This is a genomic window from Rhodococcus shunpengi (assembly GCF_048381395.1).
Classification (GTDB): Bacteria; Actinomycetota; Actinomycetes; order Mycobacteriales; family Mycobacteriaceae; genus Rhodococcus.
This window is the reverse complement of sequence record NZ_JBLWIU010000015.1, coordinates 132,128-157,467: the sequence shown is the minus strand read 5'-3', so window position 1 is coordinate 157,467 and position 25,340 is coordinate 132,128. Positions and strand designations below refer to the sequence as shown.

The window sequence follows — 25,340 nt, the reverse complement described above, 5'->3', positions numbered from 1 at the left end:
TCTCGGGTGACCTGTCATGGTGGCTCGGTCACAACTTCAGCGTATCGGACCGGTTGTTCAGGTTGATCAGGCACTCGAGCAGGAAGTAGTCGCCCCAGATCAGTTCGTTTCGGGTCGCGAAGTCGCGGCGCTTGTCGAAGCAACCGTCCATCAGGATCCCTGCCGGTCTGCTGTCGTGCGGTCCGGTGGGGGTGAGGTGATCGAGGAGTGCCTCGACGTGGGCGACGGCCCGGTCCCGGAAGTCGGTCCGCTCAGGGACGAGCCGGTCGAGCTTGAGCAGCGCGGCAGCGGCGATGGCCGTGGCGGAGGTGTCGATCGGAACGTCCGGACCGGTGCCGGCGTCGAAGTCCCAGGACACGACGGCGCCAGTCGGTGTGCGGTCGAGCCACCACTCGGCCAGGCGCACGGCGGTCGGCAGGAAGGACGGCGATGACCACTGTGCGGCCTGGGCGTATGCCACCATCGCCCACGCCTGTGCCCGGCCCCAGGTGCTGTCGGCGTTCATGCCCTTGTGGGTGTAGCGGTCCAGCAGTGCACCATTGGCTGTGTCGAATCGTGCCGACTGACAGACCGAGCCATCGGTGCGGATGCACAGTTCGATGTGCCGCTGCGCGTGGCGGATCGCGGCGTCGTGGAAGCGTGGGTCGCCGGTATGTGCCGAGGCCCACGAGAGCAGCGCGACGGTGCCCGGGACGGCGTCGATGTTCGCGGCGCCTTCTCCGACCGCTTCTGCTTCTTCTGCTTCTGCTCCGAGTGGGATGATGCCGGCGCGATCGTTGAAGCTGGTGAGCAGTCCGTGGGCACCTGCCAGAGCGGTCTGCGCCGCGTCGTCGCTTCCGGTGACGAGGTGGTTGACTGCCGCCCCGTACCAGAAGAGGAAGCCGCGGAAGGCGGTGTCGGAATTCTGCCGGGGCAGGATCTGCGCGGTGATGTCGTCGGCGAGGTGTGCCAGGCGCTTGTCACCCGAGGCGGCGAAGCCGAGTGCGGCCAGGCCACCCCAGAATCCTCCGGTCCAGTTTCCGTCGGCGGTGGTGGTCCATTCGCCGGATTCGATGTCGCCGTAGTGCGGGAAGGTGCCGTCGGTCTGCTTGGCGGTCGAGTCGATCCGCTCGAGCATCGCCTCGATCGCCGCGGTGTACCGGGAGTTGGTCACGACCGGCCTCCGGTGGTGAGGACCGACTTGAGCGTGCGCCCGTCCCGCATATCGGCCATGGCGTCGTCCGCCTCGGTGAGCGGGTATTCGGTGACCATCGACGCGAGATCGAAGTGGGCGGTCAGCCGGGGGAGGGATTCGACGTATTCGAGGTGGTTCTGCGGCGAGAACGCCCAGCTTCCCAGCACCTGCAACTGCTTCTTGGTGATGTAGTGGGGGTTGATCGGGGTGGTGCCGTGGTCGGTGTACTGCCCGACGACGAGGTACTTGCCGCCGCGGCGGGTGAGGTCGATGCCTTCGGCCACGGCGGTCGGGACTCCGGTGGCCTCGATGACGACGTCGGCGCCGCGCCCGTCCGGTGTGTGCGCGAGGATCCGTTCCAGGCGGGCCTCTTGATCGGTCTCGGTGAAGATGTCGATGTGGATGTCGCCGATGCCGGCGGCCTGCGCGACCTCGAGACGGTTGGCCGGCCCGCCGACGATGATCACTTTCGCCGCGCCGGCGAGTGTGGCGTACATGGCGCAGGCCAGACCGACCGGTCCGCTGCCCTGGACCACGACGACATCACCTGTCTGCGGCTTGGCGATATCGTTCACGGCGTGCACGGCCGTCGGGCCGGCGCAGCCGAGTGCGATTACCTGCTGCGGGGTCACCGAGGACGGGATGCGGATGATCGTCGAGCCGGGCTGGAGGTAGATCTGTTCGGACCACCCACCCGACAGATGGGGCCAGTCGGCCGATGACTGGTTGATGCCGTACACCTTGCGGGTCTCGCACAGCGACGGTTCGTGCTGGTCCTGGCAGTAGTAGCAGTGCCCGCACGGGATGTTGGACGCCCATGAGATCGCGTCCCCGACGTGCAGTTGCTCGCCCCGGGCATCGGTGGTGACTCCCTCCCCGAGGGCGTGTACGCGACCGACCGCCTCGTGTCCGAGGATGAGCGGTACCGGAATGGGCAGGCGACCTTGCTGCAGGTGGATGTCGGTTCCACAGATTCCCGCGTGCGTGACGTCGACGACGACCGCGCCGGCGTCGGGGGTCACGCGCGGAAACGTCGTCGCGGTCATGGTCTGTCCGAAGCCTTCGAGCACCATCGCCGTGGCGGTGCCGGTGGTCGGGCTCGTCGGGTCCGTCTGCATCGTATTACTCATCGGATCACTCCCTTACTGCGCAAGGTCTGGACATCGGACTCGGAGATACCGAGCTCATGGAGGATTTCGTCGGCATGTTCACTGACCGCCGGCACCCCACGGCGCACCTGGGCGGGGGTGCGGGACAACGTGACAGGGTTGCCCATCAACCGGGTGGTGCGCACACCCTCGATCTCGACGTCGACGAGCGTGCCGTTGTGCCGCGTCTGGGGATGATCGAGCGCTTCTTGCAGGGTGAGCAGCGGTGCGCACAGCAGATCGACCCCGTCGAACAACTCTGCCGCCTCGGCGGTGCTCAACTGTGCGACCAGCGGACGCAGAACCGCGTTGGCGGCCTCTTTGTTCTCTGCCTGGAGCTGTGGTGTGGCGAACGTCGGCTGGACGGACAGATCGTCGATGCCGAGAGCTTTGCATGCCAGACCCAGAGCGTTCTCGCGGAACAGGCCGAGTACCAAGAGCAGACCGTCGGTCGTTTCGAAGATGCCGCTGTACCAGTCGCTGACCCAGTTGGTCTCACGCTGGTACGCCAGCAGTGTGGAGCTTTCGAGAGTCTGCAGGGCCAGTGCTGTATCGAAGAGGTTGACGCTGACCTTCTGGCCGCGGCCGGAGCGCTCGCGTTCGAACAGTGCTGCCAAGATTCCCTGGGCGAGGGCCATACCCGAGGCGTAGTCCACGGTCGGTACCGGATGTACGTATGCCGAGATCGACGGGTCGCCGCACGCGCGTGCCATTCCGCTCAGTGCCTGCGCGAGCATGTCCTGGCCTGCTTTGTGGGCGTACGGTCCGGTCTCGCCGAATCCGGTCGCAGTGCCGTAGACGAGCCGAGGATAGCGCTCGTGCAGATCGTCGTAGGTCAAGCCCAGTCGTTCGACTGCCGCGGTCCGGTAGCTGTGGATGAGAACATCCGCCTCCGCGAGGAGCTGATGGAGAATGTCCTGCCCCTCAGGGGTTTTCAGGTTCAGTGCGATGCTGCGCTTGTTGCGGTTGACCGCGGCGAAGTAGGCACTGGGGCGACCTTCGTCGAGTGACTCGCGATCGAGGCCTCGCAGCATGTCTCCGTTGACACCGCGCTCGACCTTGATCACTTCGGCGCCGAGGTCGCCGAGAACCTGCGCGGCCACGGGCGCCTGCATGATCTCGCCGAGGTCGAGGACCCGGATGCCGCTCAGCGCTTGTTGTTGCTGGGGGTGGTGCACGGTGCGCCTACTTTCCGTATACCGACTTGGCGATGATGAGTCGCTGGATCTGGTTGGTGCCCTCGTAGATCTGGGTGATCTTGGCGTCGCGCATCATCCGCTCGACCGGATAGTCACGGACATAGCCGTATCCGCCGTGCAGTTGGAGCGCATCGGTGGTCACCGACATGGCGGTGTCGCTGCACAGCAGCTTCGCCATGGCCGCCTTCGTCCGTCCCGCCGGTTCCCCGTCGTCGATGAGACGGGCTGCGTCGTACAGCAGCGTGCGGGCCGACTCGATCTTGACGGCCATATCGGCGACCATGCCGCGCAGAAGCTGGAAGCGGGAGATGGACTGGCCGAACTGCTCGCGGTCGGTCGTGTACGACACGGCGGCATCGAATGCGCCCTGTGCGATGCCGAGGGCCTGCGCGGCGATGAGTGCCCGGCTGACGTTCAGTTCCTCGGAGATGTACGCGAACCCCTGGTAGGGGTCGTTGACGACCCGGACGGCGGGCAGTCGGCACTCGTCGAAGTTCACGTCGGTCGTGGGGCTGCCGCGCATACCCATCTTCTTTTCGGGAGCGCCGAAACTGACGCCGGCGTCGTCCTTGTGCACCATGAAGATGCCGAGTGACTTCTCGCCGGTCTTCGCCAGCACGGCGTACCAGTCGGCCCACGGCGCATTGCTGATGAACCGCTTCTGACCGTTGAGGATCCAGTCGGACCCATCCTGGGTTGCGGTCGTTGCGATCGCCGACAGGTCCGAGCCCACGCGCGGCTCGGTCATGCACCATGCGGCGCCGGCGGCGCCCGATGCGACGTTCGGTACCACCAGTTGCTTGAGTTCGTCGGAGCCTTGGCGGAGCACGGTGGAGGTGCCGGCCCAGTTGACCAGCATGACCAGTGCCGTGCTTGCACAGGACGCTGCGACTTCTTCTACAGCGATGACCTGGGCGAGCAGGTCGGCTCCACTGCCGCCGAGGCTCTCGGGGTAGGCGAGTCCGGGCAGGTCGTTGCTGCGCAGGGCTGCCCAGGATTCCGCGGGGAATCGTTCCTTGTCGTCCACATCGGCGGCGTGCGGTGCGATCTTGGTCTGCGCGAGTTTGCGGACGCTCTCGCGGAATTCGCGATATTCGATACTCATGAATTACTCCTGGTCTGTGTGGGGAAGGTGATGATTCGGAAGTTCGACGGTCACAGTGGGGGCCAGCTCAGACCCGTCACGGACGAGGGGATACCGGCTGCGGCCGCCCGGTGGGCGAGGTCTTCGGCGACACCGGCACGGCGCAGCACGTCCTCGGTCTTGACGTGGGTGTCGGTGGCGCGCCGTGTCGGGCCGTCGGAGAACACCGGGACCACGGGGACCGAATGAAGTGTGAAGTCCGGGTCCCGGGCCACGATCTGATCGAAGGTGGCCAGTTCGTGCGGTTCGAGTACCGGTGTCACGCAGGCATCGACATCGGCGAACACTGTGGTCCACTCCGCCATCGTCTTCGTCTCGAATGCTGTGGTCAGTGACTTTTCGATGTGGTCCCAGGTGGACTCGTCGAAATGGTTCGGAACGGAACCGAGGTCGAGGGTGGTCCACAACCGTTCGAAGAAGGCGGTCTCGAGGGCCCCGACTGCGACGTAGCGATCGTCGGAGCAGCGGTAGCACCGATAGAACGGCATCGATCCGGTCAGTACGCCGTGTCCACGTCCGGGCAGCGTCGGCGTCTGCCAATCGACGAAGTTCATTCCCATCATCGACAGCACGCCGTCGACCATGGCGGCATCGATGTACCGGCCTTTGCCTGTACGCGTGCGGTCGTAGAGGGCGGACATGATGCCGAATGCCGACAGCAATCCGCCGCCTGCGAAGTCGGCGACCAGGTTCAGCGGCAGTGTCGGCGGGTGATCCGAGGGGCCGAAGGTCCCGAGGGCACCGGCGATGGCCAGGTAGTTGATGTCGTGCCCGGCGCGCTGCGCCATGGGCCCGTTCTGGCCGTAGCCCGTCACGCTGCAGTAGACGAGTCCGGGATTGAGGGCCGACAGTTCCGCGTAGCCGGCGCCCAGCTTGTCTGCCACCCCGGGGCGGAATCCTTCCATGAAGACGTCGGCTTCCGAAACGAGGGTGTGCAGGGCGTCGAGGCCGTCGGCGGTCTTGAGATCGAGCGAGATGAATTCCTTGCCTCGCGACAGCGCGGGCACAGGGAGCCCGGAACGACCACCACCGATTGCGATCACTTCTGCGCCGAGGTCCGCGAGCAGCATGCTCGCGTACGGTCCGGGCGCCAGACGTGTCATATCCAGTACCCGAACCCCCGCGAGTGGTCCTGTCGTTGCGGTCATCGTCGTCCTCCAAAGTCATGCGGTATCTCGTGTGATGCCCATCCTGGAGGCGGTGACTGCACTCACACCATCTCCATGTGGAGATGTCGCATCACATCGGTTCTCCCGCACACTGAGATCCACACACTCAGCACGGGACGCTCCGAATTCGACAGGACAGCAATGGAAACCACTGCGACAGACACTCTCCTCGACACCACCGCGCAGGATTACGAGGGGATTCTCGACGCCGCCGAGGCCGCCGCGGCGCCTCTTGCTCGTACGGATCTGCACGAGCGAGCGCACCTTCTGCGGTCGGTGGCCGATGCGCTCGACGCCACAGCGTCGGAACTGGTGCCGCTGGCGGCCGCCGACAGTTCACTGCCCGAGCCGCGCCTGCGCGGCGAAGTCACGCGGACGACGACGCAGCTGCGGATGTTCGCCGAGGTCGTCGAGGAGGGCTCCTGGCTGGAAGCGATCATCGACACGGCCGATCCGGATGCGCACCCTGCTCCGCGTCCCGATCTGCGTCGGATGCTCGTGCCCACCGGACCTGTCGCAGTGTTCGGTGCGAGCAACTTTCCGTTCGCATTCGGACTCGGCGGCGGAGACACCGCGTCGGCATTGGCTGCCGGCTGCCCCGTCGTGGCCAAAGCCCACCCCGCTCAGCCGCGATTGACCGCCGCTTATGCGCGGGCGATCTCCGAGGGACTGCGGGCGGGCGGCGCCCCGGACGGCACCTTCGGGGTTGTGCAGGGCGCCGAGATCGGACGTCAGCTCGTCCAGGATCGGCGTATCACCGCCGTCGGGTTCACCGGCTCGACATCGGGTGGCCGTGCGCTGGCCGATCTGGCAGCCGGCAGACCGGATCCCATCCCGTTCTACGGTGAGCTCGGCAGCACCAATCCGGTGTTCGTGACACCTGCGGCCGCCGAGGACCGGTCGGGCAAGATCGCCGGCGAGTTCCTCGAATCGTTGCTGCTCGGCGCGGGTCAGTTCTGCACCAAGCCGGGGCTGCTGTTCGTTCCCGAGCAGAGTTCGATCGAGTGGCTCGTTCGAACCGCGGTCGCCGAGGATTCGTTCCGTCTGCTGCACGCAGGGATCCGGCAGTCGTTTCTCGAGGTGTCCCAGCAGATCCTCGACCATCCCGAGGTCCGGCCGGTGGCAGTGCCCGAGCAAAGTGGTCTGGACGATCTGTCGGTGCGCCCGGTCATCGGCGTGACCGACGCTCGGGCACTGTGTCGAAACCCTCAGGACCTGCTCGAAGAATGCTTCGGTCCGTTCGGGCTGATCGTGACCTACACATCGATCGAGGAGTTGTACGCGGCGATGGCTGTCCTGCCGGGCACGTTGACAGCGACCGTCCACGGAACCGAGGACGATCCCGATGCTGCGGGACTGCTCGGTGCGCTTGCGCGCCGTGCGGGGCGCGTCATCTGGAATGGATGGCCCACCGGTGTGGCCGTGGGTTGGGCTCAGCACCACGGTGGTCCCTACCCGGCCACCAACTCGGTACACACCTCCGTCGGAGCGACCGCGATTCGGCGGTTCCTGCGTCCGGTCGCCTACCAGTCGGTGCCCGAAGCGAACCTGCCGTCCGCTCTCGTCGATGCGAACCCGTGGGGTATCCCCCGCCGGGTGAACGGCCGGCTGTCGTAGGGCCACCGGTGCTCGCGATGTCGCCTCGGTTCGGACTGGGTGCGCAGAGGACTACGTCTGTTGCGTGGCTCCGGACCGGGTTTGTATGTGGCGTTGTGTCACAAGACCTTCCGGACCGGCGCGGGTAGTTGCGCCCAGGTGTGCTGCACAACCAACGACACGGCGGTCTCCGGAGGGAGGCCGCCGTGTCGTTGGTTGTGGGTCTCAGGAGGTGATGGTGTCGGGAGTGACCGGTTCTGTGTCGGCGACGGTGGTCTTTCCGCCGTTCTCGTCGACGAAGTACAGGATCACTGCGCCGATCATCGGTCCGACGGCGAGGGCTGCGAACGCTGCCAGGAACGAGCCGGTGGCGGAGAAGACCGCGCCGATGGCGAGGGGGACGAGGGTGCTGGCGATCTGCCAGAAGGCGTTGGATGCGCCGGCGGCTGTGCCGGTGACCTCGCTCGAGACCAGGCGGGGGATCATTGCGACGATCAGGGGCAGGTATCCGTAACCGACCAGACCGAGGATGGGTGCTGCGATGAGGAGCGCAGGGACGTTGTCCAGCGTTCCGAAGAAGATCAGGATGACGGAGAACAGCGCGAGAATGACGATCGCGGGCTTTCGGGCGCTGCCTATCCGGTCGCCGAGTATTCCGGTGAGGGGTTTACTGACGACCGCCACGCCCGCGAAGATCGCCACGATGAACCCGGCGGTGGTGCCGGAAACGCCGTGTCCCTTGATGAGCAGGGCGTTGGACCAGGTGACGAATCCGTATGTGCCCCAGAACCCGCCGAATCCGGCGAGGGAGAGCAGCATGAGATCGCGGTTGGTGGTCAGGGTCTTCCAGGCGGAGGGGCGCTTGCCGTCGCCTGCGGTAGCGATCGTGTTGGTGACCGGTCCCGGCCGGATGATCACGTAACAGATGACCGCCGTGACGATCGAGATGGCACCGAAAAGGTGGTAGGAGGCGTGCCAGCTGTAGTGGTTGATCATCCACGGGACGGCGGTGTTGGCGATGACGGTGCCGAGCGAGGTCGCGGAGGTGAACAGTCCCATGACCTTGCCGAGTTCCTTGGGCTGGAACCAGCTTGCCAGGAGCTTGACGCCTGCGGCGTAATCCGCGCCGGCGAAGAAGCCGACGACTGCTTGCACGCCGATGCCGATGACCGCGGAGGTGGTCGATCCGAAGATCATCATGAACACGCCTGCGCCGGCGAGTGAGACGGTGACCACCTCGCGGCCACCGAACCGGTCGGAGAGCACCCCGGTGAGGGCGTTGGAGCAGACGTAGCCGATGTAGTACGCGGTGGCGAACACGCCGAGGCTGGCCAGTGGTACGCCGAGGTCCTCGCCGACGAACACCGATGCCGGGCCCCAGGTGGAGCGATCGACGGAGGTCATGGTGAAGGCGAGCCAGCAGAGCACGAGCACGACCCACCGATATCGGTTGCGTGCCTGTTGATCAGGTGATGTGGAAATCGTCTGCACGAGGGGTTTCCTGTCTGGTCTCGGCGCGATAAGGGGGTCTCGGGTTGGGTTGCTGCTACCCGGGTTCTCGGGGGAGAGGATCGCTGCCGTCGGTCGAATAGCGTTGGTGCAGTCGAGGTGTGGAAGGGACTGTGAACGTCACGAGGGGGTATGTCGCGGAAAGTTCAGGGTGGGTCACCTTCGACCGGTCGAGCGCTGCACCTGTTTTATCAAGGTGATCGCGTTCACACAATGTTTGCGTCCGTTTGTGGAGCAATTGCGCGCTATTCGGACGCATTTAGCTCGCTGGCCCGGTCTGCAGAGGCTCCCACCGGCCGGATCGTGTGATCGCCGCTCGATCCGTCGATCACGCGGCGCGCAGGGCGCTGTCCCGATGACGACCGCGATCACCGGACGGGGCCCTCACACGGCTGCGAGCTCCTCGCGGATCTGCTCGGCCGCAGTGCGCAGAGCGGTGAGGATCGATCCCCGCATGTGATCGAGTGATACCCGCGAGGACTGGGCGGAGACGTTGAGAGCAGCGACTGCGTAGCCTTCGGCGTCGCGAACGGGCACGGCGATCGACCGCACTCCCTCGGTGAGTTCCTCATCCGCCAGCGACCATCCCTCGTTGCGTGCGGCGAGAATCTTCTCGCGTAGTTCGTCGGTGTCGATCGTGGTGGCCGCGGTGTAACTGTGGGTGTCCACGCTAGCCAGATAGGCGTCGAGTTCGGCATCGGTGCGGTCGGCCAGGAGTACACGACCGGTGGCGACGGCGTAGGCCGGCAGACTCGTCCCGACCACGATTTCGACCGTGAGGACCCGGTCGGCCTGGACCCGGTCGACATAGAAGATCCTGTCGTGATGCAGCACGGTGAGCGAGGCCGTCTCCTGCGTCTGCTCGGCCAGGCGTTCGAGGTGGGGCCGGACGATCTCGGGAAGTCCGCTGCTCAGGACGTAGGCGTCGCCGATCTCGAGTATCGCGGGGCGGGCGGTGTAGGCGGTGCCGTCGTAGGACAGATAGCCCATGTACTCGAGTGTCAGCACGAAGCGCCGGGCCGCGGTGCGGGTGATACCGGCGAGGGTCGCGACTTCGGTGACCGACAGGGGGCGACGTTCTCGCCCGAACAGTTTGAGTACCTCGAGCCCCCGGCCGAGAGCTTGAACGTGATCGCGGTTCTGCTCCGGGGTCGTCGTGGTTGCTTCGTTCTCGCTCACAGGCTCAACCTATCTACTTCGTGTGATGCTGCCGATCGAGTGGGGGCGTGAGAAGTGCGGATCCCCCAGAGGCCGAGCGCGACGCATACTGCGTACAGCGCTGCCGCCGCAGACCAGCCGGTCGCGAATCCGCCGGTGTGATCGGTCAGCAGGCCCATCAGAGCGGGCCCGCCGGCGAATCCGAGATACATCCCGACTGCGATGGCGCTCGAGGCGCGGCCTACGGTGCTGGTCCGAACCACGCGGAGCGCACCGGCCATCAACACCACATTGGCTGCGAGGGCGGTCGCACCGTGCACGCCGACGCCGATCCACAGGAGGGCAAGCCATCCCCAGAGTTCGGCACCGAGCAGGGCGAGTGCGCCGAGCAGGGAGCCCGATGCGAGGACCAGTAGCAGGGTGAAGGGGCCGGTTCTTCCGGAAAGCGCGCGGCCCCAGCCGATTCGCGCGGTGACACCGATCAGGCCGGCGATCGCGGCGGTCAGCCCGGCCACGGTCAGGTTCAATCCCATTTCGTCGTGCGCGAACAACGGAAGATAGACGTTGGTGGCCTGAAGGGCGGCGCCGGAGAACAAGGCGTAGGCGGCGAACAGCCAGACGGCCGGAGGCAGGGTGCGGCGCTCGGTGCGGTCGGAGGAGGGTGCGGCACGCTCGGGGGCGCTCGCCGGCCGTTGGGAACGGTTCCGGGACGGTGCGCAACGCCAGGCCCAGAGGGCCGAGATGCCCGCGATGGCCGCGCCGACCCATAGTGGGCCTCGCCATCCCCAGGCAAGTGCCAGGGTGGGGCATCCGACTCCGGCGGCGAGTTGGCTGACCTGCACCCCGGACTGCTTCACTCCGATCCAGGGAGAGCGTTTGGCCGGTGGGGCATTATCGCTGATCACGCGGTTGGTGACGGGATTCGACAGGGCCTGTGCAGCCCCGGACAAGGCCATGGCTGCGAGTAGCCACAGGTAGTTCGTCGACAGCGCCGCGATGACGAACGAGAGTGCGGCGCCCGCGAAGATCGTGACGAGCAGTGCGCGAGCGGGGAAGCGGTCGCTGAATCGCCCGAAGGTCAGGGACAGGGCAGCCGCCGCCAGGAAGCTGAGCGTGGCGAGCATTCCGAACTGCGCCGCGGTGATGCCGAGCGAGTCGATGACCAGCGCGCTCGTCGCGCTCAGGCCGTAGGTCAGCAGTGGGCCGATCGCCATGGCTGCCGTCAGCAACGGCAGTAGTGCTCGGGAATTGCGGTTGTTCACTACAGGCACTCCATCGACAGTCCTATCGCTGCGCGACGGTGCGCACGATCTCAGCGCAAAGCGTCCGCATAGCGTTCAAGAAACCTATCTTCGGACGCAAGTGTCGCACGTCCTAGGGTGTGGCACCTACCTCGCCGCGTCCCCGACTCTCGTGGGCCATCGAAGCGTGGCGACATGTGACGGGAGGCCGCGGAGCACGCCGTGGGTGTTCGGCGACGGGTGGACGTGCGCGTCCTCGCGGCATGGGATGCGCTCAGACGTCGATTCCGGCGCGCAGTTCCAGGGAGATTCGACCGGCGGTTTCGAGGAGTGGGGGAAGGTACCGCGGAACCAGGGTGCGCGCGGATTCGTGCGTTTGGTACATCGACACGGTGAGTGCGCCGACGACGCGGCCGGTTCGGGAGCGCAGCGGCACGGCCAACGCTTGCACTCCGACATCGAGAACCTGGTCGGCGAAGGCCCAGCCCTGGCGGCGGATGATGTCCAATTCGCGCTCGAGTCGACTGCGCTCGTCGTGGGCGGGCGCCGGGTGCGGGTCCTGGGGAGCCGAGAAGTCGAGATGTCGGTTCAGTTCGGCTTCGGGAAGTGCGGCCAGCAGCACCCGTCCGGTCGCTGTCCGATGGGCGGGCAATCGGCTGCCCGCCTTCAAGGACACCGACATGCCGGACGCAACCTCCACTCTGCTGACGTACCGGATGTCCGGACCGTCGAGCACTGTGACGGACGCGGAGAGACCCAGGTTTCGCGCAAGTGCCTCGAGGTGTGGCTGGCACACGTCGGCGAGGGTGAACCTCGACAGGTTGGCATAGCCCAGCTCGAGTACCTGCGGTGTCAGGGTGAACTTGCGGCCGGAGACCTCGACGAATCCGAGTTCGACGAGGGTGTGCAGGAATCGGCGCGCCGCCGAGCGGGGGAGTCGGCACCGCTCTGCCACCTCGGTCAGTGTGAGGTGGCGATGCTCGCGGTCGAAGGCGGTCAGCACTGCGATGGCGCGTTCGAGTGATTGGACCGCGTCCTTCGGGCGGGCCGGCCGCACGGGGGTCGACGTCGGCATGGCGTCCACCGCGCTATTGGCTCGCGTCATCTGTTCCCTCTCCGGTGCCCTCACTGAGTGGGCTTCTTCGATCCCACGACCGCGAGTGTAGTGGAGTCCGATGTGCGCGCATATGCGCGTTCTTTTCGGACCTTCCACGGCGGCGTGCGCACCTTCGCCGGTGGTGATCCATCGCGTGTCCCGGCGACAGAAACAGCGAGTACCAGGGGTCTTAGGGCGAAAAGTAAGGCCGCCCATGGTTGACGGTGCGAAGCGACGTGTGCCACAGTGCTCCCACCGATCAATTTCCGCGCACGTGCGCGCTATTCGGACGCAATCAGTCGTTGAAGGTCGAAAGGACTGCCATGCTGACGCAAGACCAGAACACTCTGCTGGTTCAGACGGGCCCCGATACGCCCATGGGCCGGCTTTTCCGCCGGTACTGGATCCCGGCGTTGCTGGCGGAGGAGTTGCCGGAGCCGGACTGCGCCCCGGTCCGGGTCAAGCTGCTCGGCGAGCAACTGATCGCATTCCGCGACACCCAGGGCAGGCTCGGACTGCTCGACGAGTTCTGCAGTCACCGCACCGCCTCGCTGTACTTCGGCCGCAACGAGGACTGCGGCCTGCGCTGCGCATACCACGGCTGGAAGTACGACGTCGAGGGCAACTGCGTCGACATGCCGTCCGAACCGGAGGACTCGAAGTTCAAGTCCCGGATCAAGCAGAAGGCATACCCGTGTGTCGAGCGCGGCGGCGTGATCTGGACGTACATGGGTCCGCCCGAGCTCAAGCCCGAACTCCCCGAACTCGAATGGGCCATGCTCGGCGACGGCCACCGATTCGTCTCGAAGCGACTGCAGGAGACGAACTACCTGCAGGCAATGGAGGGCGGCATCGACTCGAGCCACGTCTCGTTCGCCCACCGATTCAACCTCGACGACGACCCGATGCACTCGGGGACCGAGGGCAACAAGTACCTCAAGGCCGACACCCGCCCCAAGTTCGAGGTCGCCGAGAGCGACGGCGGTCTGGTCATCGGTGCTCGCCGCAACGCCAACGACGACGAGTACTACTGGCGGATCACCCAGTGGATCATGCCCTGGTACACCATCATTCCCCCGTTCGGCACCCACAATCCGCTCGGCGGGCACGCCTGGGTGCCCATCGACGACGAGACGTGCTGGGCGTGGAGCATCAACTACCACCCCACCCGGGAGCTGCGCGAGGACGAACTCGCGTCGATGCGCAACGGAGACGGAATCCACGCCAAGTACATCCCCGGGACCTACCGGACGCTGGCGAACAAGGACAACGACTATCTGATGGACCGCGAGGCCCAGAAGCAGAAGAAGACGTTCTCCGGCATCGAGGGCATCGCCGCCCAGGACTTCTCCCTGCAGGAATCGATGGGAGCAATCTGCGATCGCACCAAGGAACGCCTCGGAACCTCCGACGCCGGCATCATCTTGGCCCGCCGCCGACTGCTCGCCGCCCTCGAGGAACTCGAAGCGGAAACCCTGCCCGGCCTGCAGCCCGAACACCAGCGTGTGCGGTCGACCTCGGTCCTGCTGCCGAAGGCAACGCCCTTCCAGGAAGGTGCAGAGGACGCACTCCGCATGGTCGAAGGCGAAGACTTCGTCTCCATCTGACCACTCCGGCAACAAGAAACAAGGAATCCGTCGTGACCAATAGAGCCGACATCGACACCGCATCGACACCCTCGTTAGCCGGCCCGCCGACGATGGTCCGCGCCGCGGTATCGATGCCCGACACAACAACGACCATCCGCCACCTCGACACCAGCGCAGCCGTCGGTGCCGTGGGCTGGCTCGAAGTCGAATCCTCCGCGGTGTGCGGAACCGATGTCGGTCTCTATCGGGCCGGACTGGACTCGCCCACAGTGCTCGGCCATCACGTCGTCGGGACCGTCGTCTCGGTGGATCGGACCCAGTCCGCCGCATGGGACGTGCGGCCCGGCGACAGGGTCGCGCTGGAGGAGTACCTGCCGTGTATGCAGCAGGACTGCCCGGCGTGCCGCATCGGTGATCACCGCATGTGCCCCCAGACGGATCTGTTCGTAGGAAAGCGGCGAGTAGGTCTGGTCCCGGCGAACGACGGGTCCGGTCTGCACGGCGGCAACGCCGAATACATGCAGCTCAGCGCAAACAGCCTCGTGTACCGCCTACCGGCGGATCTCGATGCGGACCTCGCGGCGTGGACACAGCCCTTCGCCAACGCGCTGGATTGGACGGTCGATGCCGGCGGCGCCGAGGAGGGGTCGACGGTCGTGATCATCGGCCCCGGTTACCACGGTATCTCCGCAGTAGCCGCAGCCCGGGCTGTCGGTGCCGCCCGCATCGTCGTGATCGGGGTACCGGAGTCGGCCGGGCGCCTCGAGATCGCCGAATCTCTCGGTGCGGTGCCGGTGATCAACGACAACGACGACCTTGCCGAACTGATCCTGCGAGCCACCGGCGGTGAGGGAGCCGATGTACTCCTCGACACCGTCGGACTCGGGGGACAGGCCGTGGCCGCCGCCGCCCGTGTGCTGCGCAAGCGGGGCCGGCTGGTCATCGGCGGATTGGGGTCGACCCCGGTCTGCGAACTCGATCTCAAATCTCTGGTGCGCGGCGCCAACACCATCGTCGGTGTCCGAGGCCGCTCTCCTGATGCAGTCACACGCAGCATCGAACTTCTCGCCGGCGGCCGATCCGGATTGGAGATCGTGCCCTCCGTCGACGTCGGCCTCGACGAGGTCGACGACATGTTGGGGCGGATGGCCACCGGACAGGGGTCGGTGAGCCCCCACGTCGTGATCCGTCCACAGTTGCGCCGCCCGAACACTCAGAAACGAGGAACGCTGTCATGAGCGAGACGACACCCCGCCGGCTGTCCTACGTAGCTCGAATACTGCTGGTGCCCCTGGGGAAGTCCGGTGACGACCTGGTCGAGCAGATGGCTCGGGCGGGGTTGACCGATGTCGACGTCGTCACCGCGCACTCGCCCGCCGAGGCGGCCGTACGCGACATCAACGCCGAGGCCACGGTGGTGCGTCGTATCGACGAATTGGTCACCGAATCGGACATGGTCATTCTCATCGGTTCGGTACTGCCCCAGGTCCCCATCGGCTTCGCCACCGCCATGGCCGAAGCAGCCCGCGAATCGGGCAACCTGCTCGCCGGTGTCCTGATCGACCAACAGGACTGGGACAGCCCACAAGGGGCCGAAGCGATGGCAGTACTGCGGATGGAACTCGACATGCTGGTGTCCCTCACCCAGGTCTCTCTCGCCACCGCCTTCGTCGACGTTCTCAAAGGGGGATACCGCACCCCGGGTGCTTACGCGCCAGTTCTCTCGACCTCAAGGATCTGACAATGACACAAGAGACCAGCCGCCTCGTGGTCCGGCAACAACGACTCGAATCCGACGGCGTGTTGTCGCTGACCCTCGAGCACCCGGAGGGGGCCGCCTTCGACGAATGGGAGCCCGGAGCACATATCGACCTCGTGCTGCCCTCCGGGACCGTTCGGCAGTACAGCCTGTGTGGTGACCCCGAGGACAAGACTGCCTACCGGATCGCCGTTCTCAAAGAAGAGCAAGGACGCGGTGGGTCGAAGGAAATCCACGACAGTGTCCGGGTGGGGGACCTCCTCGCGGTGCGGGGACCCCGCAACCACTTCGCCCTCGAGCCTGCACCCCACTACCTCCTGATCGCCGGAGGAATCGGAATCACTCCCATTCTTTCGATGGCACGGAAACTGTCACGGGAGAACGCCAGCTGGTCCGCACTCTACGGCGGCCGCAGCCGCGCCACGATGGCATTCGTGGAAGAGATTTGCGGACTCGGCGAAGTAGACGTCTGTCCTGCAGACGAATTCGGAAACCTCGACCTGGCAGCCGCCGTGGCCGACGTTCCGGCCGGCACCGCCGTGTACTGCTGTGGCCCCGAAGGTCTACTGCAGGCGGTCAAATCGGTGTGTGGTCCGGCGCTCGGTGACGAAGCAATTCATTTCGAGCGGTTCGGTGCCCCTGTCGTGGAGGTCGATTCTTCCGAGGCTGCCGACGCATCGGACGGGCAGTCGCCCACCGAATTCGAGGTCGAACTGCGCCGGACCGGGTGCACGTTGAAGGTGCCTGCAGACCGCACCCTGCTCGAAGTCGTTCTCGAAGCGAACCCGAACATCCTGTACTCCTGCGAGGACGGATTCTGCGGGTCCTGCGAAACCCGCGTGCTCGACGGAGTTCCCGAACATCACGATTCGATCCTCTCTCAGGCAGACCGAGACAAGGGCCAGACGATGATGATCTGTGTCGGACGTTCTCGCACACCCACGCTGGTCCTCGACGCTTGACGTAGCGGGATGCTGCGAGGAGTCGGGTGTCCGCCTTCCCACGTTTTCAGATCACGGGACGGACCACCCGCACTCGCACTATCCATTGCAGGGCCTGCGGTTGCTGCAACCGGGCATGCTCGTTGCCGAAGAACTTCTCGAACCATGCGTCGACGGTGCCGCATCGGCAGGGGCTATCGCGTCCCTCGATTCCGGTATCGGATCTAACTTCCTGGACGACGCGATCGGTGAGACTTCCAGCGCCTTTCTTCCGGCCGCGAACACACCTCGGCGGCCCTGACGAGCGCTCGTCCATTCTTCGGGCGGGGTGGAAGCTGCGGCGACCGGATGGTCGCTGCAGCGATGATCGATCGAATCGTTCCACCAGCCGATGTGCTGACCCCGCGGGCGCCGACTACCGCGTGCGGAGCGGAATCGTCGACCGTGCACTCGGATTCCGTACCAATCACCGCGGCGAGATCGGCTATCCCCGCGAGTGCCTCGTTGCCCTCGCAGGACTGTCAGGCCGGACGTCGATGACGTCCGGCCTGCCGGTCCTGGAGACCTGTCGCCAGCGCCGAAGCGCCGATAGTGCGACCAGCTGTCCGTGCACGTGGGCACTGTTGTTCGCGGGTAGAAGTTCTCATACTTGTCGACCTCGCACCCTTTGAGGGCCCTGCGAACCGCCCTCGCGCATGTCTTCTTGAGGTGTTCAGGACCGCATCAAGACCTGATTCCATGGATCGGTCGTCGCATCCTTGATGTCGGTGTTCTTCCGGAGGCACGCCTGCAGGGTGCAGTGATCGTTTCGCGCTCGGTTCGCGCACGGATGTCGCGCCCGGGTGCACCCTTCGAGGGATCTCACAGAAGCCGGCCGAGCCTTCCGGCGTACTCGTTCAGTACGGGCACGGCCGCTTTCTGGAGGTCGTGGAGGGTGGTTCTGGCAGTGGATGCACTGACACTCATGGCCGCCACGGTTTCACCGCGGGCGGTTCGGACCGGTACGGCTATCGACAGCATGCCGCGTTCGATTTCTTCGTCGGTGTAGGCCACGCCGCTCTCCCTCGCCGCCAGAATCCGGTCTCTGACGGCATCGATATCGGTCAGCGTCTGGGGTGTGCGTGTCTGGAGGTTGCACTGTCGGAGATAGTCGTCCAGTTGCGTATCGGTCAGTCCTGCCAGCAGTACTCGACCGGTTGCCGAGTTGTGGGCGGGCAGTTTGGCGCCGACCCGGACTCCGGTCGACACGATCCGGGTGGCCTCGGCGCGGGCGACGAACAGGGCCCACCCGTCTTCGAGAACAGCGAGCGATACCGATTCGTCCAACGCATCGCGAGCCTCGGTCAATTGCGGCTGGGCGAGTTGCGGGAGCGGCGCGGTGTCCAGATAGGCGCCGCTGAGACGGAGCATTCTCGGTGTCGGGCGGAAGTTTCCGTTGTCGTGGGTCAGGTAGCCGAGCTCGACGAGGGTGAGCAGGCAGCGCCGTGCCGCGGCGCGAGAGGTGTTGGTCCGCTGTGCGGCATCGGTGACGGTCAGTTGTGGGTGGCGGATGTCGAAGGCTTCGATGACCGCCAGACCCTTCGCCAATCCGGCCATTCCTTCGGGGGCGCGGGAAGAACTCTTGACACTTTCTTGGGCGTCCTGCTTAATTGTTCGAGAATTGCTCATCTGTTCGTTATACGAACAAGCGCGGGGTGTGTCAAGCCCAAGCGAGCGAGTTCTCTGATGTCCCGACTGGTTGTCCAGACTGAGGAGAAATAATGGAAAGCAGCGTTGTCGACACAGGCCGCGATACCCCGGTGGAGTGGACCGACGACCTCACCCGAGTGCCGTATCGGGTGTTCCAGGACCAGGATGTCTACGCCGCCGAGCAGACCAAGCTGTTCCAGGGGCCGTATTGGAGCTACCTGTGCCTCGAGGCAGAGGTAGCCGGCCCGGGAGACTACTGCTCGACCTTCGTCGGCGAGACGCCGGTGATCGTGGCACGCGATCGCGACGGGGAGCTCTACGGATTCGAGAACCGCTGTGCCCACCGAGGTGCCCTACTGGCACTGGACGACCGCGGGAACACGAAGGACTTCACCTGCGTCTACCACGCCTGGAGCTACAACCTGCAGGGCGATCTGACCGGCGTCGCCTTCAAAGACGGAATCAAAGGCAAAGGGGGAATGCCTGATTCGTTCTGCATGGAGGATCACGGCCCGCGCAAGATGCGCATCGCCGTCCTCCACGGCCTGGTCTTCGGAAGCTTTTCCGATGACGTGCCGGACATCGAAGAGTATCTCGGTGAAGAGATCACGAGCCGGATCGCCCGGGTCCTCAGTGGCCGTACGCCCGAGATCATCGGACGCTTCACGCAGGTGCTTCCCAACAACTGGAAGCTGTACGTAGAGAACGTCAAGGACTCCTACCACGCCAGCATCCTGCACCTGTTCTTCACCACCTTCGAACTCAACCGCCTGTCGCAGCGCGGCGGGATCATCGTCGACGAGAGCGGCGGCCACCACGTCAGTTACTCGGCGATCGACCGAGACGCCGAGAAGGACGTCGCCTACGCCGACCAGAACATCCGATCCGAAAGCGCCTACAAACTGGCCGATCCGTCGCTGCTCGAGGGGTTCAGCGAGGTCGGCGACGATACGACGCTGCAGATCCTCTCCGTCTTCCCGGGTTTCGTGCTGCAACAGATCCAGAACTCCGTGGCCGTGCGCCAGATCCTGCCGACCGGAGTCGAGCAAACCCGCTTGAACTGGACATATCTCGGGTTCGAAGAAGACACGCCCGAGCAGCGGGAGATCCGTCTCAAGCAGTCCAACCTGGTGGGCCCCGCAGGTTACATCTCGATGGAGGACGGCTGCGTCGGAGGTTTCGTGCAACGCGGAATCGCAGGTGCAGCAAGCGAGTCTGCAGTGCTCGAAATGGGAGGAAGTCTGGCCGAATCCAGCGAGAGCCGTGTCACCGAAGCATCGGTACGCGGCTTCTGGAAGGCATACCGGACCGCAATGAACCGACAGGAAGAGGCATGAGCATGAACGACTTCCAGCGAATCGGCCGTGTGCAGGCCGACTACTCCCGTTGCATCGACGAGGGTCCGCTCGAGCGTTGGCCGGACTTTTTCGTCGAGGACTGCATGTACCGGATCACCACCGCGCAGAACTACAGCGAGGGCCTGCCCGCAGGATTGGTATGGGCCAACACTCGCCGCATGCTCGTCGACCGCGTATCGGCACTGCGCGAAGCCAACATCTACGAGCGACACACCTACCGTCATATCCTGGGCCAGCCCCTGGTGCTGGAGGAGAACGGCGACGGTATCCATGCCGAAACCAGCTTCCTGGTGGTGCGGGTGATGCGTGACGGCCAATCCGACATCTTCACCAGCGGGCGATATGTCGACCGGTACGTGGAGGTCGACGGTCAGTTGAAGATTGCCGAACGGGTCGTGGTGTGCGACAGCACCAACATCGATACCTTGCTGGCGCTCCCACTATGAGTGGGTCCCCGCCGCGGGTCCTGCTCACGATCGGCGACCCGAACGGAATCGGCCCCGAAATCGCGGTGAAAGCCGTCGTGGCAGCACAGGAACATCCCGCATTCAATCCGGTCCTGGTGGGCGATCGGCATGTCATCGAATCGCTCGCCCACCAGGCCGGCATGACGGTCCGCGAGACGGTCGACGGCCACCGCGCACCCCTCGCCGGTGTGGTCGACATGCTCCCCGTCGACTCGTTGCCCCCCGGAGCGTTCGCCCCGGGCCGGGTGAGCGCAGAAGCCGGGACGGCGACCGTGGCGTACCTCGAACGCGCGGTGCGCTGCCTGCAGGGCGGTGGAGCCCGCGGCATCGTCGCGTGCCCGCACTCGGAAACCGCGATCAACGCCGCCGGTATCTCTTTCAACGGATATCCAGGCCTGCTGGCCGAACTCGTCGGCGCGCGACGGGACGAGGTTTTCCTGATGCTCGTCGGTGCCGGCCTGCGCATCGTGCACACCACCTTGCACGAATCATTGAAAGATGCGCTCGGGCGCCTCACACCGGAGCTGGTGTACAGGGCAGCGCACGCTGTGGTGCAGACTCTTCAGGACCAGGGCATCGCGTCCCCGCGTATCGGCGTGTTCGGTATCAATCCGCATGCCGGAGAAGGCGGCCTGTTCGGCGACGACGATCTGCGGGTGACAGCGCCTGCGGTCGAGCGGCTGCGCGCCGCAGGGATCGACGCCTGCGGACCGGTCGGAGCCGACCTCATGCTCGGCGATACCAGCTTCGACGCGTTCGTCGCCATGTACCACGACCAGGGCCATATTCCCGTCAAACTCCTCGCCGGACGCACCGCAGCCGCGATGACGATCGGCGCCGGCGTGCGGTTCTCCAGTGTCGGGCACGGCGCCGGGTTCGACATCGCCGGCAAGGGAACAGCCGATGCGGACGCCGTTGTCGCGGCGGTGCGGCTGGTCGGCGCCACCGCCGGCGCCTCATCACACGTAACCGCAGGAGTCACGTCATGACCTACCAGGTAACCGTCACGGGATCGGACATCAATTTTCCGTGCGAGCCCGACGAGAGTGTGCTCGACGCGGCGGAACGCGCGGGATACGCGATCCCGTACTCGTGCCGCAAAGGCGTGTGTTCGAGTTGTGAAGGTGCGCTCGATGCCGGCAGCCTCGCGGTGCGCGGCCGGGGAACGGCGCAAGGCCCCGAAAACGGAGTGCTGTTCTGTCAGGCGCAGCCCACCACGGACGTCGACATCACACCGAAGCGGATCACCGAACGAGACAAGGTGGTACGTAAGCAACTCACTGCGAAGGTCCACCGAATCACTCGCCCGACACCCGATGTCGCGGTCGTGCAGCTGCGTCTGCCCACCGGAGTGCGTGCGAAGTTCGCCGCGGGTCAGTACCTCAAGGTTTTTCTCGACGACGGGGACAGCCGGAACTATTCGATGGCGAATCCGCCGCACGAGAACGACGGAGTGCAACTGCACATTCGTCACGTGCAGGGTGGACGATTCTCCGAGGAGGTGCTTCGCACGCTCGAGAAGGGAAGCAAACTGAGAATCGAGCTGCCCTACGGCGAGTTCTCGTTGAACCCCGACTCGGACAGGCCCGTCATCTTCGTCGCCAGCGGCACCGGCTTCGCCCCGGTGAAGTCGATCGTCGAGGACCACCTCAAACGCGGGGGAGAGCGGTCGTTGCATCTCTACTGGGGTGCACGACGGCAAGAGGACATCTACCTGCCCGAGTTGCCCGAGAAGTGGGCCTCGGTTTCGGATCGGGTTTGCTTCACTCCGGTCCTGTCGCATCCCGCCGAGGACTGGACCGGTCGCACCGGTCTCGTTCATCGAGCCGTGCTCGAGGATTATGCAGACCTCAGCGGCCACGAGGTCTATGCATGCGGAAGTCCCGCAATGACCTCGGCGGCACGCGAGGATTTCGTCCACGAAGCCGGTTTGGCACCGGACAACTTCTACTGCGACGCCTTCGTACCGTCGGGCGATCTTGTTGTCACCGCGTGATCCGCTACCACCACCACATCCGGGAATCCCGGTACCAGACACTGTGAGGCACTCATGTCCATCGCACTATCGCGCGTGACACTGCCGGATTTCATCGATTCGCGGCCGGTGAGTCGATACCAGTACATCGTGATCGGCCTGTGTGGGTTGGTCATGTTCATCGACGGCTTCGACACCCAGAGCATCAGCTACATGGCGCCCCACATTGCCGAGGAGTGGGGTCTGTCGAAACAAGTGCTCGGGCCCATCTTCTCTGCCGCTCTCGCCGGTCTGATGGTCGGCTATCTGGCGCTCTCGCCGCTGTCCGAGCGGTTCGGTCACCGCCGGATGATTATCGCGAGCACAGTCCTCTTCGCGCTCGGCACGTTGGCCGCGGCCTGGTCGCAGAACGTCACCGAGCTGATGGCGTTGCGTTTCATCACCGGAATGGGACTCGGTGCTGCTGCGCCCAGTGCCATCGCGCTGACGGGCGAATACAGCCCCAAGCGTCTTCGAGCGACCTTCGTCCTGGCGATCTACTGCGGTTTCTCCCTCGGTTTCGTCGCGGCAGGGTTGGTCTCCGGTTGGCTGATCCCGATCTTCGGCTGGCGGTCGGTGCTGGTCGTCGGCGCAGTAGCACCGCTTTTGCTGCTCCCGGCATTGCTGCGCTTTCTGCCGGACTCGCTCACCTTGATGATCAACAAAGGTGCCGAACCCAAGCGGGTCAGGTCGATCCTGCGCAGGATCGATCCCGGTCTCGCCGCCGGCTCCGACTTCACCTACGAGGCAGAGAAGCAGCCTGACGAACAGCGCACTGCACTGAGGAACCTGTTCACCCGTGACCGGGTGTTGGGCACGCTGCTGCTGTGGTTGGTCTTCGTCATCAATCTCGGTGAGTTCTACGCACTGCAGAGCTGGCTACCGTCGATCATGACGAGCCTGGACTACGACATGGGTACGGTGGTCACCGCTACGACCCTGACGACTGTCGGCGGCATCGCTGCGGCGTTTGTCACCGGGCCGTGTATGGACCGACTCGGTGCGTATCTCACCCTCGGAACGGTGTACATCGTCGGATTCGCGTTCGTCGCATTGACCGGTCTTGCTTTGAGTGCGCCGTTGTGGGTCCTGCTGACTGCCAACTTCTTTGCGGGTGTGTGTATCAGCGGCGGACAGAAGAGCTTGATCGCCTTGTCTGCAGTGTTCTATCCGACATCGATGCGTTCGACCGGTGTCGGATGGGCATTGGGTGTGGGCCGCATCGGTGGAATCGTCGGGCCGATCGTGGTCGGAGCGGCTCTCGGGATGGGGTGGTCCGCCAGTGCAGTGTTCTATGCGATGTCGATTCCCATGCTCGTGGCCGGCGTGGCGGTACTGCTCCTGGGTCGATGGGTCCGGAGCGACAAACACCCCGACCGTGCGGTGGCGGAAAGTCAGTCACTGGCGCACAAGTAGTACGAGTCGGCGACATGCCGAGGAGTCGGAGCCGGGGCTGCTCCGCGAACGGATGTCCGCGTACCCGCTTGCGGGTCGGTCCGGGTAGCCGTCTCTGTCGGTGTTCGGTGAGCGCTGCCGTAATGCGTCTCCACGGCATGGGCCGTCCTTCGGTTCGCTTTTCGTCAGGTCGACGAACCGAAGGGCGGCCCGTGCCCAGGGTTGTTGATGGAGATCGCGAATCGCGGAAGCTCGCGAGTTCGTCGGGTGACAGCCGACGTCGCGCTGCACGGCAATGTGTGTGCGACTGCATGGAGTTTGCAGGGGTACCGAGCGGGTACGCGAAGACGGTGTCGGCGAACGAGCATCTGCAAGGATCGCGTTCCGGTGCCGGCGGTGAGCAGGTCTCGGTGTTGTTGATCGCCGATCCGGGCGAGCCGGCGGCACTGGCCGAACGCATTGCGGAGTACCTGCCGGAACGCCTGCGCAGCTCTGCTCGGGTCGAGCGCCGGTGGACGATGTGTGTGCGCAACGAACCGTATCTTCCCGACGAGCAAGCGGAGTTCGCGGAGGTCATCGACACGGTCGATCCGTCTTCCGAACACGAAGACATCGTCGTCTACCTCACCGATCTGCCGTGCCGCGATGACACCCTGCCTGTGGTGGCCGACGTCAGCGCCGACCACAAATTCGCGCTCGTCTCGGTCGCGGGAGTGGGTGGTTTCGACATCGAGCGTCGCGTTCGCACGGTCACCGAACTTGCGATCACCCACATACTCGGTGAGCCGGAACTCACGCCCGGGGCCGCGCGGCAGTTTCCGTCTACGCAGATCGAGGACGGCATCCGGTATTTTGCGCCTTCGGGACTGCGGCGACTGCGGTTGTTGTCGGGGATGGTGCGTGCCAACCGGCCGTGGCGGCTGGTGACCGGACTGTCGAAGGTTCTCGTGGGCGCGTTCGCCACGGGGGCGATCGCCTTGGCCACCAATACGATCTGGTTGTTCGCCGACACGATGGGACCGTGGCGTATGAGTGCGGTGACGGTCCTGTCGATCGTGGCGATGATTCTCTGGCTGATCCTCGACCATGAACTGTGGGAGCGTCCGAAATCGCCGGAGGAGCGTGACCGTTCGGTGCTGTACAACACCGCGACCGTGGTGACCTTGACCGTCGGTGTCGTCGTGCTGCACGTGGCTCTGTTTTGTCTGCTGTTGGCTACTGCGAGTTTGACTCTTCCCCGGAACTGTTGTCCCGTGTTCTCGGGCACGGGGTGAGCTTCTCCGACTATCTGACGCTCACCTGGTTGCTGACGTCCATTGCGACCATCGGTGGGGCGCTCGGGTCGGGGCTCGAGGACGACGCCGCCGTCCGAGAGGCGGCATACGGGGTCCGGCAACGGCAACGCATGGAGAAGATGAGCGAGGCGTCGAACGAGACGGGGTAGGTGTCCTCGGGGCATCCGGTGGCGGGAACATCAAAGACGGATCAATCGAGATGGTTGTGGTCAGGTTTCGCACCTTGACCGGGGTTCGGTGAGACGGGGCCGTCGTGACAAGAACGCAGTCTCGACGTCGTAGGTGAGAGCCGGCCTGTGGTGGGGTGATCGGTGACCGAGTTGTCGTGATTCGTCTGAACCAGCCAATGCTTTCGTCGGTTTTCGGGTGGTGTCCGTGCAATGGGGGCCTTGTCGGTGA

At 65.1% G+C, this 25,340-nt stretch carries 20 protein-coding genes and 1 pseudogene; 11 read left to right on the top strand and 10 right to left on the bottom strand.

All coding sequences use genetic code 11. From position 1 onward, the window contains the following. Nucleotides 1-28: 28 nt before the first annotated feature. Genes ACNJ7K_RS11220 through ACNJ7K_RS11200 form a run of 5 tightly spaced genes read right to left on the bottom strand, consistent with a single transcriptional unit; the run spans nt 29 to nt 5,813 of the window. The gene (locus ACNJ7K_RS11220; protein ID WP_088898947.1) at nt 29-1,153 is read right to left on the bottom strand and encodes a glycoside hydrolase family 88 protein; all 1,125 of its coding nucleotides are present in this window, start codon (nt 1,151-1,153) and stop codon (nt 29-31) included. Continuing rightward, complete coding sequence (locus ACNJ7K_RS11215; RefSeq protein ID WP_088898946.1) at nt 1,150-2,304, bottom strand: zinc-binding dehydrogenase; 1,155 nt, start codon at nt 2,302-2,304, stop codon at nt 1,150-1,152. The genes ACNJ7K_RS11220 and ACNJ7K_RS11215 overlap by 4 nt, the downstream gene beginning before the upstream one ends. After that, nucleotides 2,301-3,500 carry a CaiB/BaiF CoA transferase family protein gene (locus ACNJ7K_RS11210; RefSeq protein WP_230792362.1) on the bottom strand — a complete coding sequence of 400 codons (1,200 nt, stop codon included), beginning with the start codon at nt 3,498-3,500 and terminating at the stop codon, nt 2,301-2,303. Before ACNJ7K_RS11210 ends, ACNJ7K_RS11215 begins: the two co-directional genes overlap by 4 nt. Nucleotides 3,501-3,507: 7 nt before the next feature. Then, nucleotides 3,508-4,626, bottom strand: a complete 1,119-nt coding sequence (locus ACNJ7K_RS11205) for an acyl-CoA dehydrogenase family protein (protein ID WP_088898945.1) — start codon at nt 4,624-4,626, stop codon at nt 3,508-3,510. Between the two features lie 50 nt (nt 4,627-4,676). Next, on the bottom strand, nt 4,677-5,813 hold the full coding sequence (locus ACNJ7K_RS11200; RefSeq protein WP_487041700.1) for a CaiB/BaiF CoA transferase family protein: 1,137 nt from the start codon (nt 5,811-5,813) through the stop codon (nt 4,677-4,679). A 162-nt stretch (nt 5,814-5,975) separates the two neighbouring features. On the opposite strand from ACNJ7K_RS11200, the gene ACNJ7K_RS11195 reads away from it, so the two are divergent. Then, complete coding sequence (locus ACNJ7K_RS11195; RefSeq protein ID WP_487041699.1) at nt 5,976-7,451, top strand: aldehyde dehydrogenase (NADP(+)); 1,476 nt, start codon at nt 5,976-5,978, stop codon at nt 7,449-7,451. A gap of 204 nt (nt 7,452-7,655) precedes the next feature. On the opposite strand, the gene ACNJ7K_RS11190 is transcribed toward ACNJ7K_RS11195, so the two are convergent. The 4 genes from ACNJ7K_RS11190 to ACNJ7K_RS11175 all read right to left on the bottom strand — a co-directional run bounded on the left by ACNJ7K_RS11190 (nt 7,656) and on the right by ACNJ7K_RS11175 (nt 12,443). After that, nucleotides 7,656-8,921, bottom strand: coding sequence for an MFS transporter (locus tag ACNJ7K_RS11190; RefSeq protein ID WP_230792360.1), 1,266 nt, complete (start codon nt 8,919-8,921; stop codon nt 7,656-7,658). 402 nt (nt 8,922-9,323) lie between these two features. Further along, the gene (locus tag ACNJ7K_RS11185; protein WP_088898942.1) at nt 9,324-10,118 is read right to left on the bottom strand and encodes an IclR family transcriptional regulator domain-containing protein; all 795 of its coding nucleotides are present in this window, start codon (nt 10,116-10,118) and stop codon (nt 9,324-9,326) included. After that, the gene (locus ACNJ7K_RS11180) at nt 10,115-11,359 is read right to left on the bottom strand and encodes an MFS transporter (RefSeq protein WP_088898941.1); all 1,245 of its coding nucleotides are present in this window, start codon (nt 11,357-11,359) and stop codon (nt 10,115-10,117) included. Before ACNJ7K_RS11180 ends, ACNJ7K_RS11185 begins: the two co-directional genes overlap by 4 nt. 253 nt (nt 11,360-11,612) lie before the next feature. After that, complete coding sequence (locus ACNJ7K_RS11175) at nt 11,613-12,443, bottom strand: IclR family transcriptional regulator domain-containing protein (protein WP_230792359.1); 831 nt, start codon at nt 12,441-12,443, stop codon at nt 11,613-11,615. A gap of 314 nt (nt 12,444-12,757) precedes the next feature. On the opposite strand from ACNJ7K_RS11175, the gene ACNJ7K_RS11170 reads away from it, so the two are divergent. Genes ACNJ7K_RS11170 through ACNJ7K_RS11155 form a run of 4 tightly spaced genes read left to right on the top strand, consistent with a single transcriptional unit; the run spans nt 12,758 to nt 16,744 of the window. Beyond that, nucleotides 12,758-14,041, top strand: coding sequence for an aromatic ring-hydroxylating dioxygenase subunit alpha (locus tag ACNJ7K_RS11170; protein ID WP_006552202.1), 1,284 nt, complete (start codon nt 12,758-12,760; stop codon nt 14,039-14,041). Between the two features lie 32 nt (nt 14,042-14,073). Then, entirely contained in the window at nt 14,074-15,261 is a 1,188-nt protein-coding gene (locus ACNJ7K_RS11165; RefSeq protein ID WP_230792358.1) for a zinc-dependent alcohol dehydrogenase, read from the top strand. Further along, nucleotides 15,258-15,764 (top strand): hypothetical protein, encoded by a 507-nt coding sequence (locus ACNJ7K_RS11160; protein WP_039584288.1) that lies wholly within the window; start codon nt 15,258-15,260, stop codon nt 15,762-15,764. The genes ACNJ7K_RS11165 and ACNJ7K_RS11160 overlap by 4 nt, the downstream gene beginning before the upstream one ends. A 2-nt stretch (nt 15,765-15,766) precedes the next feature. Next, on the top strand, nt 15,767-16,744 hold the full coding sequence (locus tag ACNJ7K_RS11155) for a PDR/VanB family oxidoreductase (RefSeq protein ID WP_487041698.1): 978 nt from the start codon (nt 15,767-15,769) through the stop codon (nt 16,742-16,744). Between the two features lie 840 nt (nt 16,745-17,584). On the opposite strand, the gene ACNJ7K_RS11150 is transcribed toward ACNJ7K_RS11155, so the two are convergent. After that, the gene (locus ACNJ7K_RS11150) at nt 17,585-18,391 is read right to left on the bottom strand and encodes an IclR family transcriptional regulator domain-containing protein (protein ID WP_487041697.1); all 807 of its coding nucleotides are present in this window, start codon (nt 18,389-18,391) and stop codon (nt 17,585-17,587) included. Between the two features lie 170 nt (nt 18,392-18,561). Between ACNJ7K_RS11150 and ACNJ7K_RS11145 the strand changes: the two genes are divergently transcribed. The 6 genes and pseudogenes from ACNJ7K_RS11145 to ACNJ7K_RS11120 all read left to right on the top strand — a co-directional run bounded on the left by ACNJ7K_RS11145 (nt 18,562) and on the right by ACNJ7K_RS11120 (nt 25,090). After that, nucleotides 18,562-19,749: a Rieske 2Fe-2S domain-containing protein gene (locus ACNJ7K_RS11145; protein ID WP_487041696.1), complete on the top strand. Its 1,188-nt coding sequence runs from the start codon at nt 18,562-18,564 to the stop codon at nt 19,747-19,749. After that, on the top strand, nt 19,746-20,216 hold the full coding sequence (locus ACNJ7K_RS11140; RefSeq protein ID WP_120285013.1) for an aromatic-ring-hydroxylating dioxygenase subunit beta: 471 nt from the start codon (nt 19,746-19,748) through the stop codon (nt 20,214-20,216). The genes ACNJ7K_RS11145 and ACNJ7K_RS11140 overlap by 4 nt, the downstream gene beginning before the upstream one ends. Beyond that, nucleotides 20,213-21,226: a PdxA family dehydrogenase gene (locus tag ACNJ7K_RS11135; protein ID WP_268966046.1), complete on the top strand. Its 1,014-nt coding sequence runs from the start codon at nt 20,213-20,215 to the stop codon at nt 21,224-21,226. The genes ACNJ7K_RS11140 and ACNJ7K_RS11135 overlap by 4 nt, the downstream gene beginning before the upstream one ends. Further along, complete coding sequence (locus ACNJ7K_RS11130; RefSeq protein ID WP_268656030.1) at nt 21,223-22,233, top strand: 2Fe-2S iron-sulfur cluster-binding protein; 1,011 nt, start codon at nt 21,223-21,225, stop codon at nt 22,231-22,233. The genes ACNJ7K_RS11135 and ACNJ7K_RS11130 overlap by 4 nt, the downstream gene beginning before the upstream one ends. A gap of 75 nt (nt 22,234-22,308) precedes the next feature. Beyond that, complete coding sequence (locus tag ACNJ7K_RS11125; protein ID WP_428839086.1) at nt 22,309-23,667, top strand: MFS transporter; 1,359 nt, start codon at nt 22,309-22,311, stop codon at nt 23,665-23,667. Between the two features lie 329 nt (nt 23,668-23,996). Then, nucleotides 23,997-25,090 (top strand): annotated as a pseudogene (locus ACNJ7K_RS11120) (hypothetical protein). Nucleotides 25,091-25,340 lie beyond the last annotated feature (250 nt).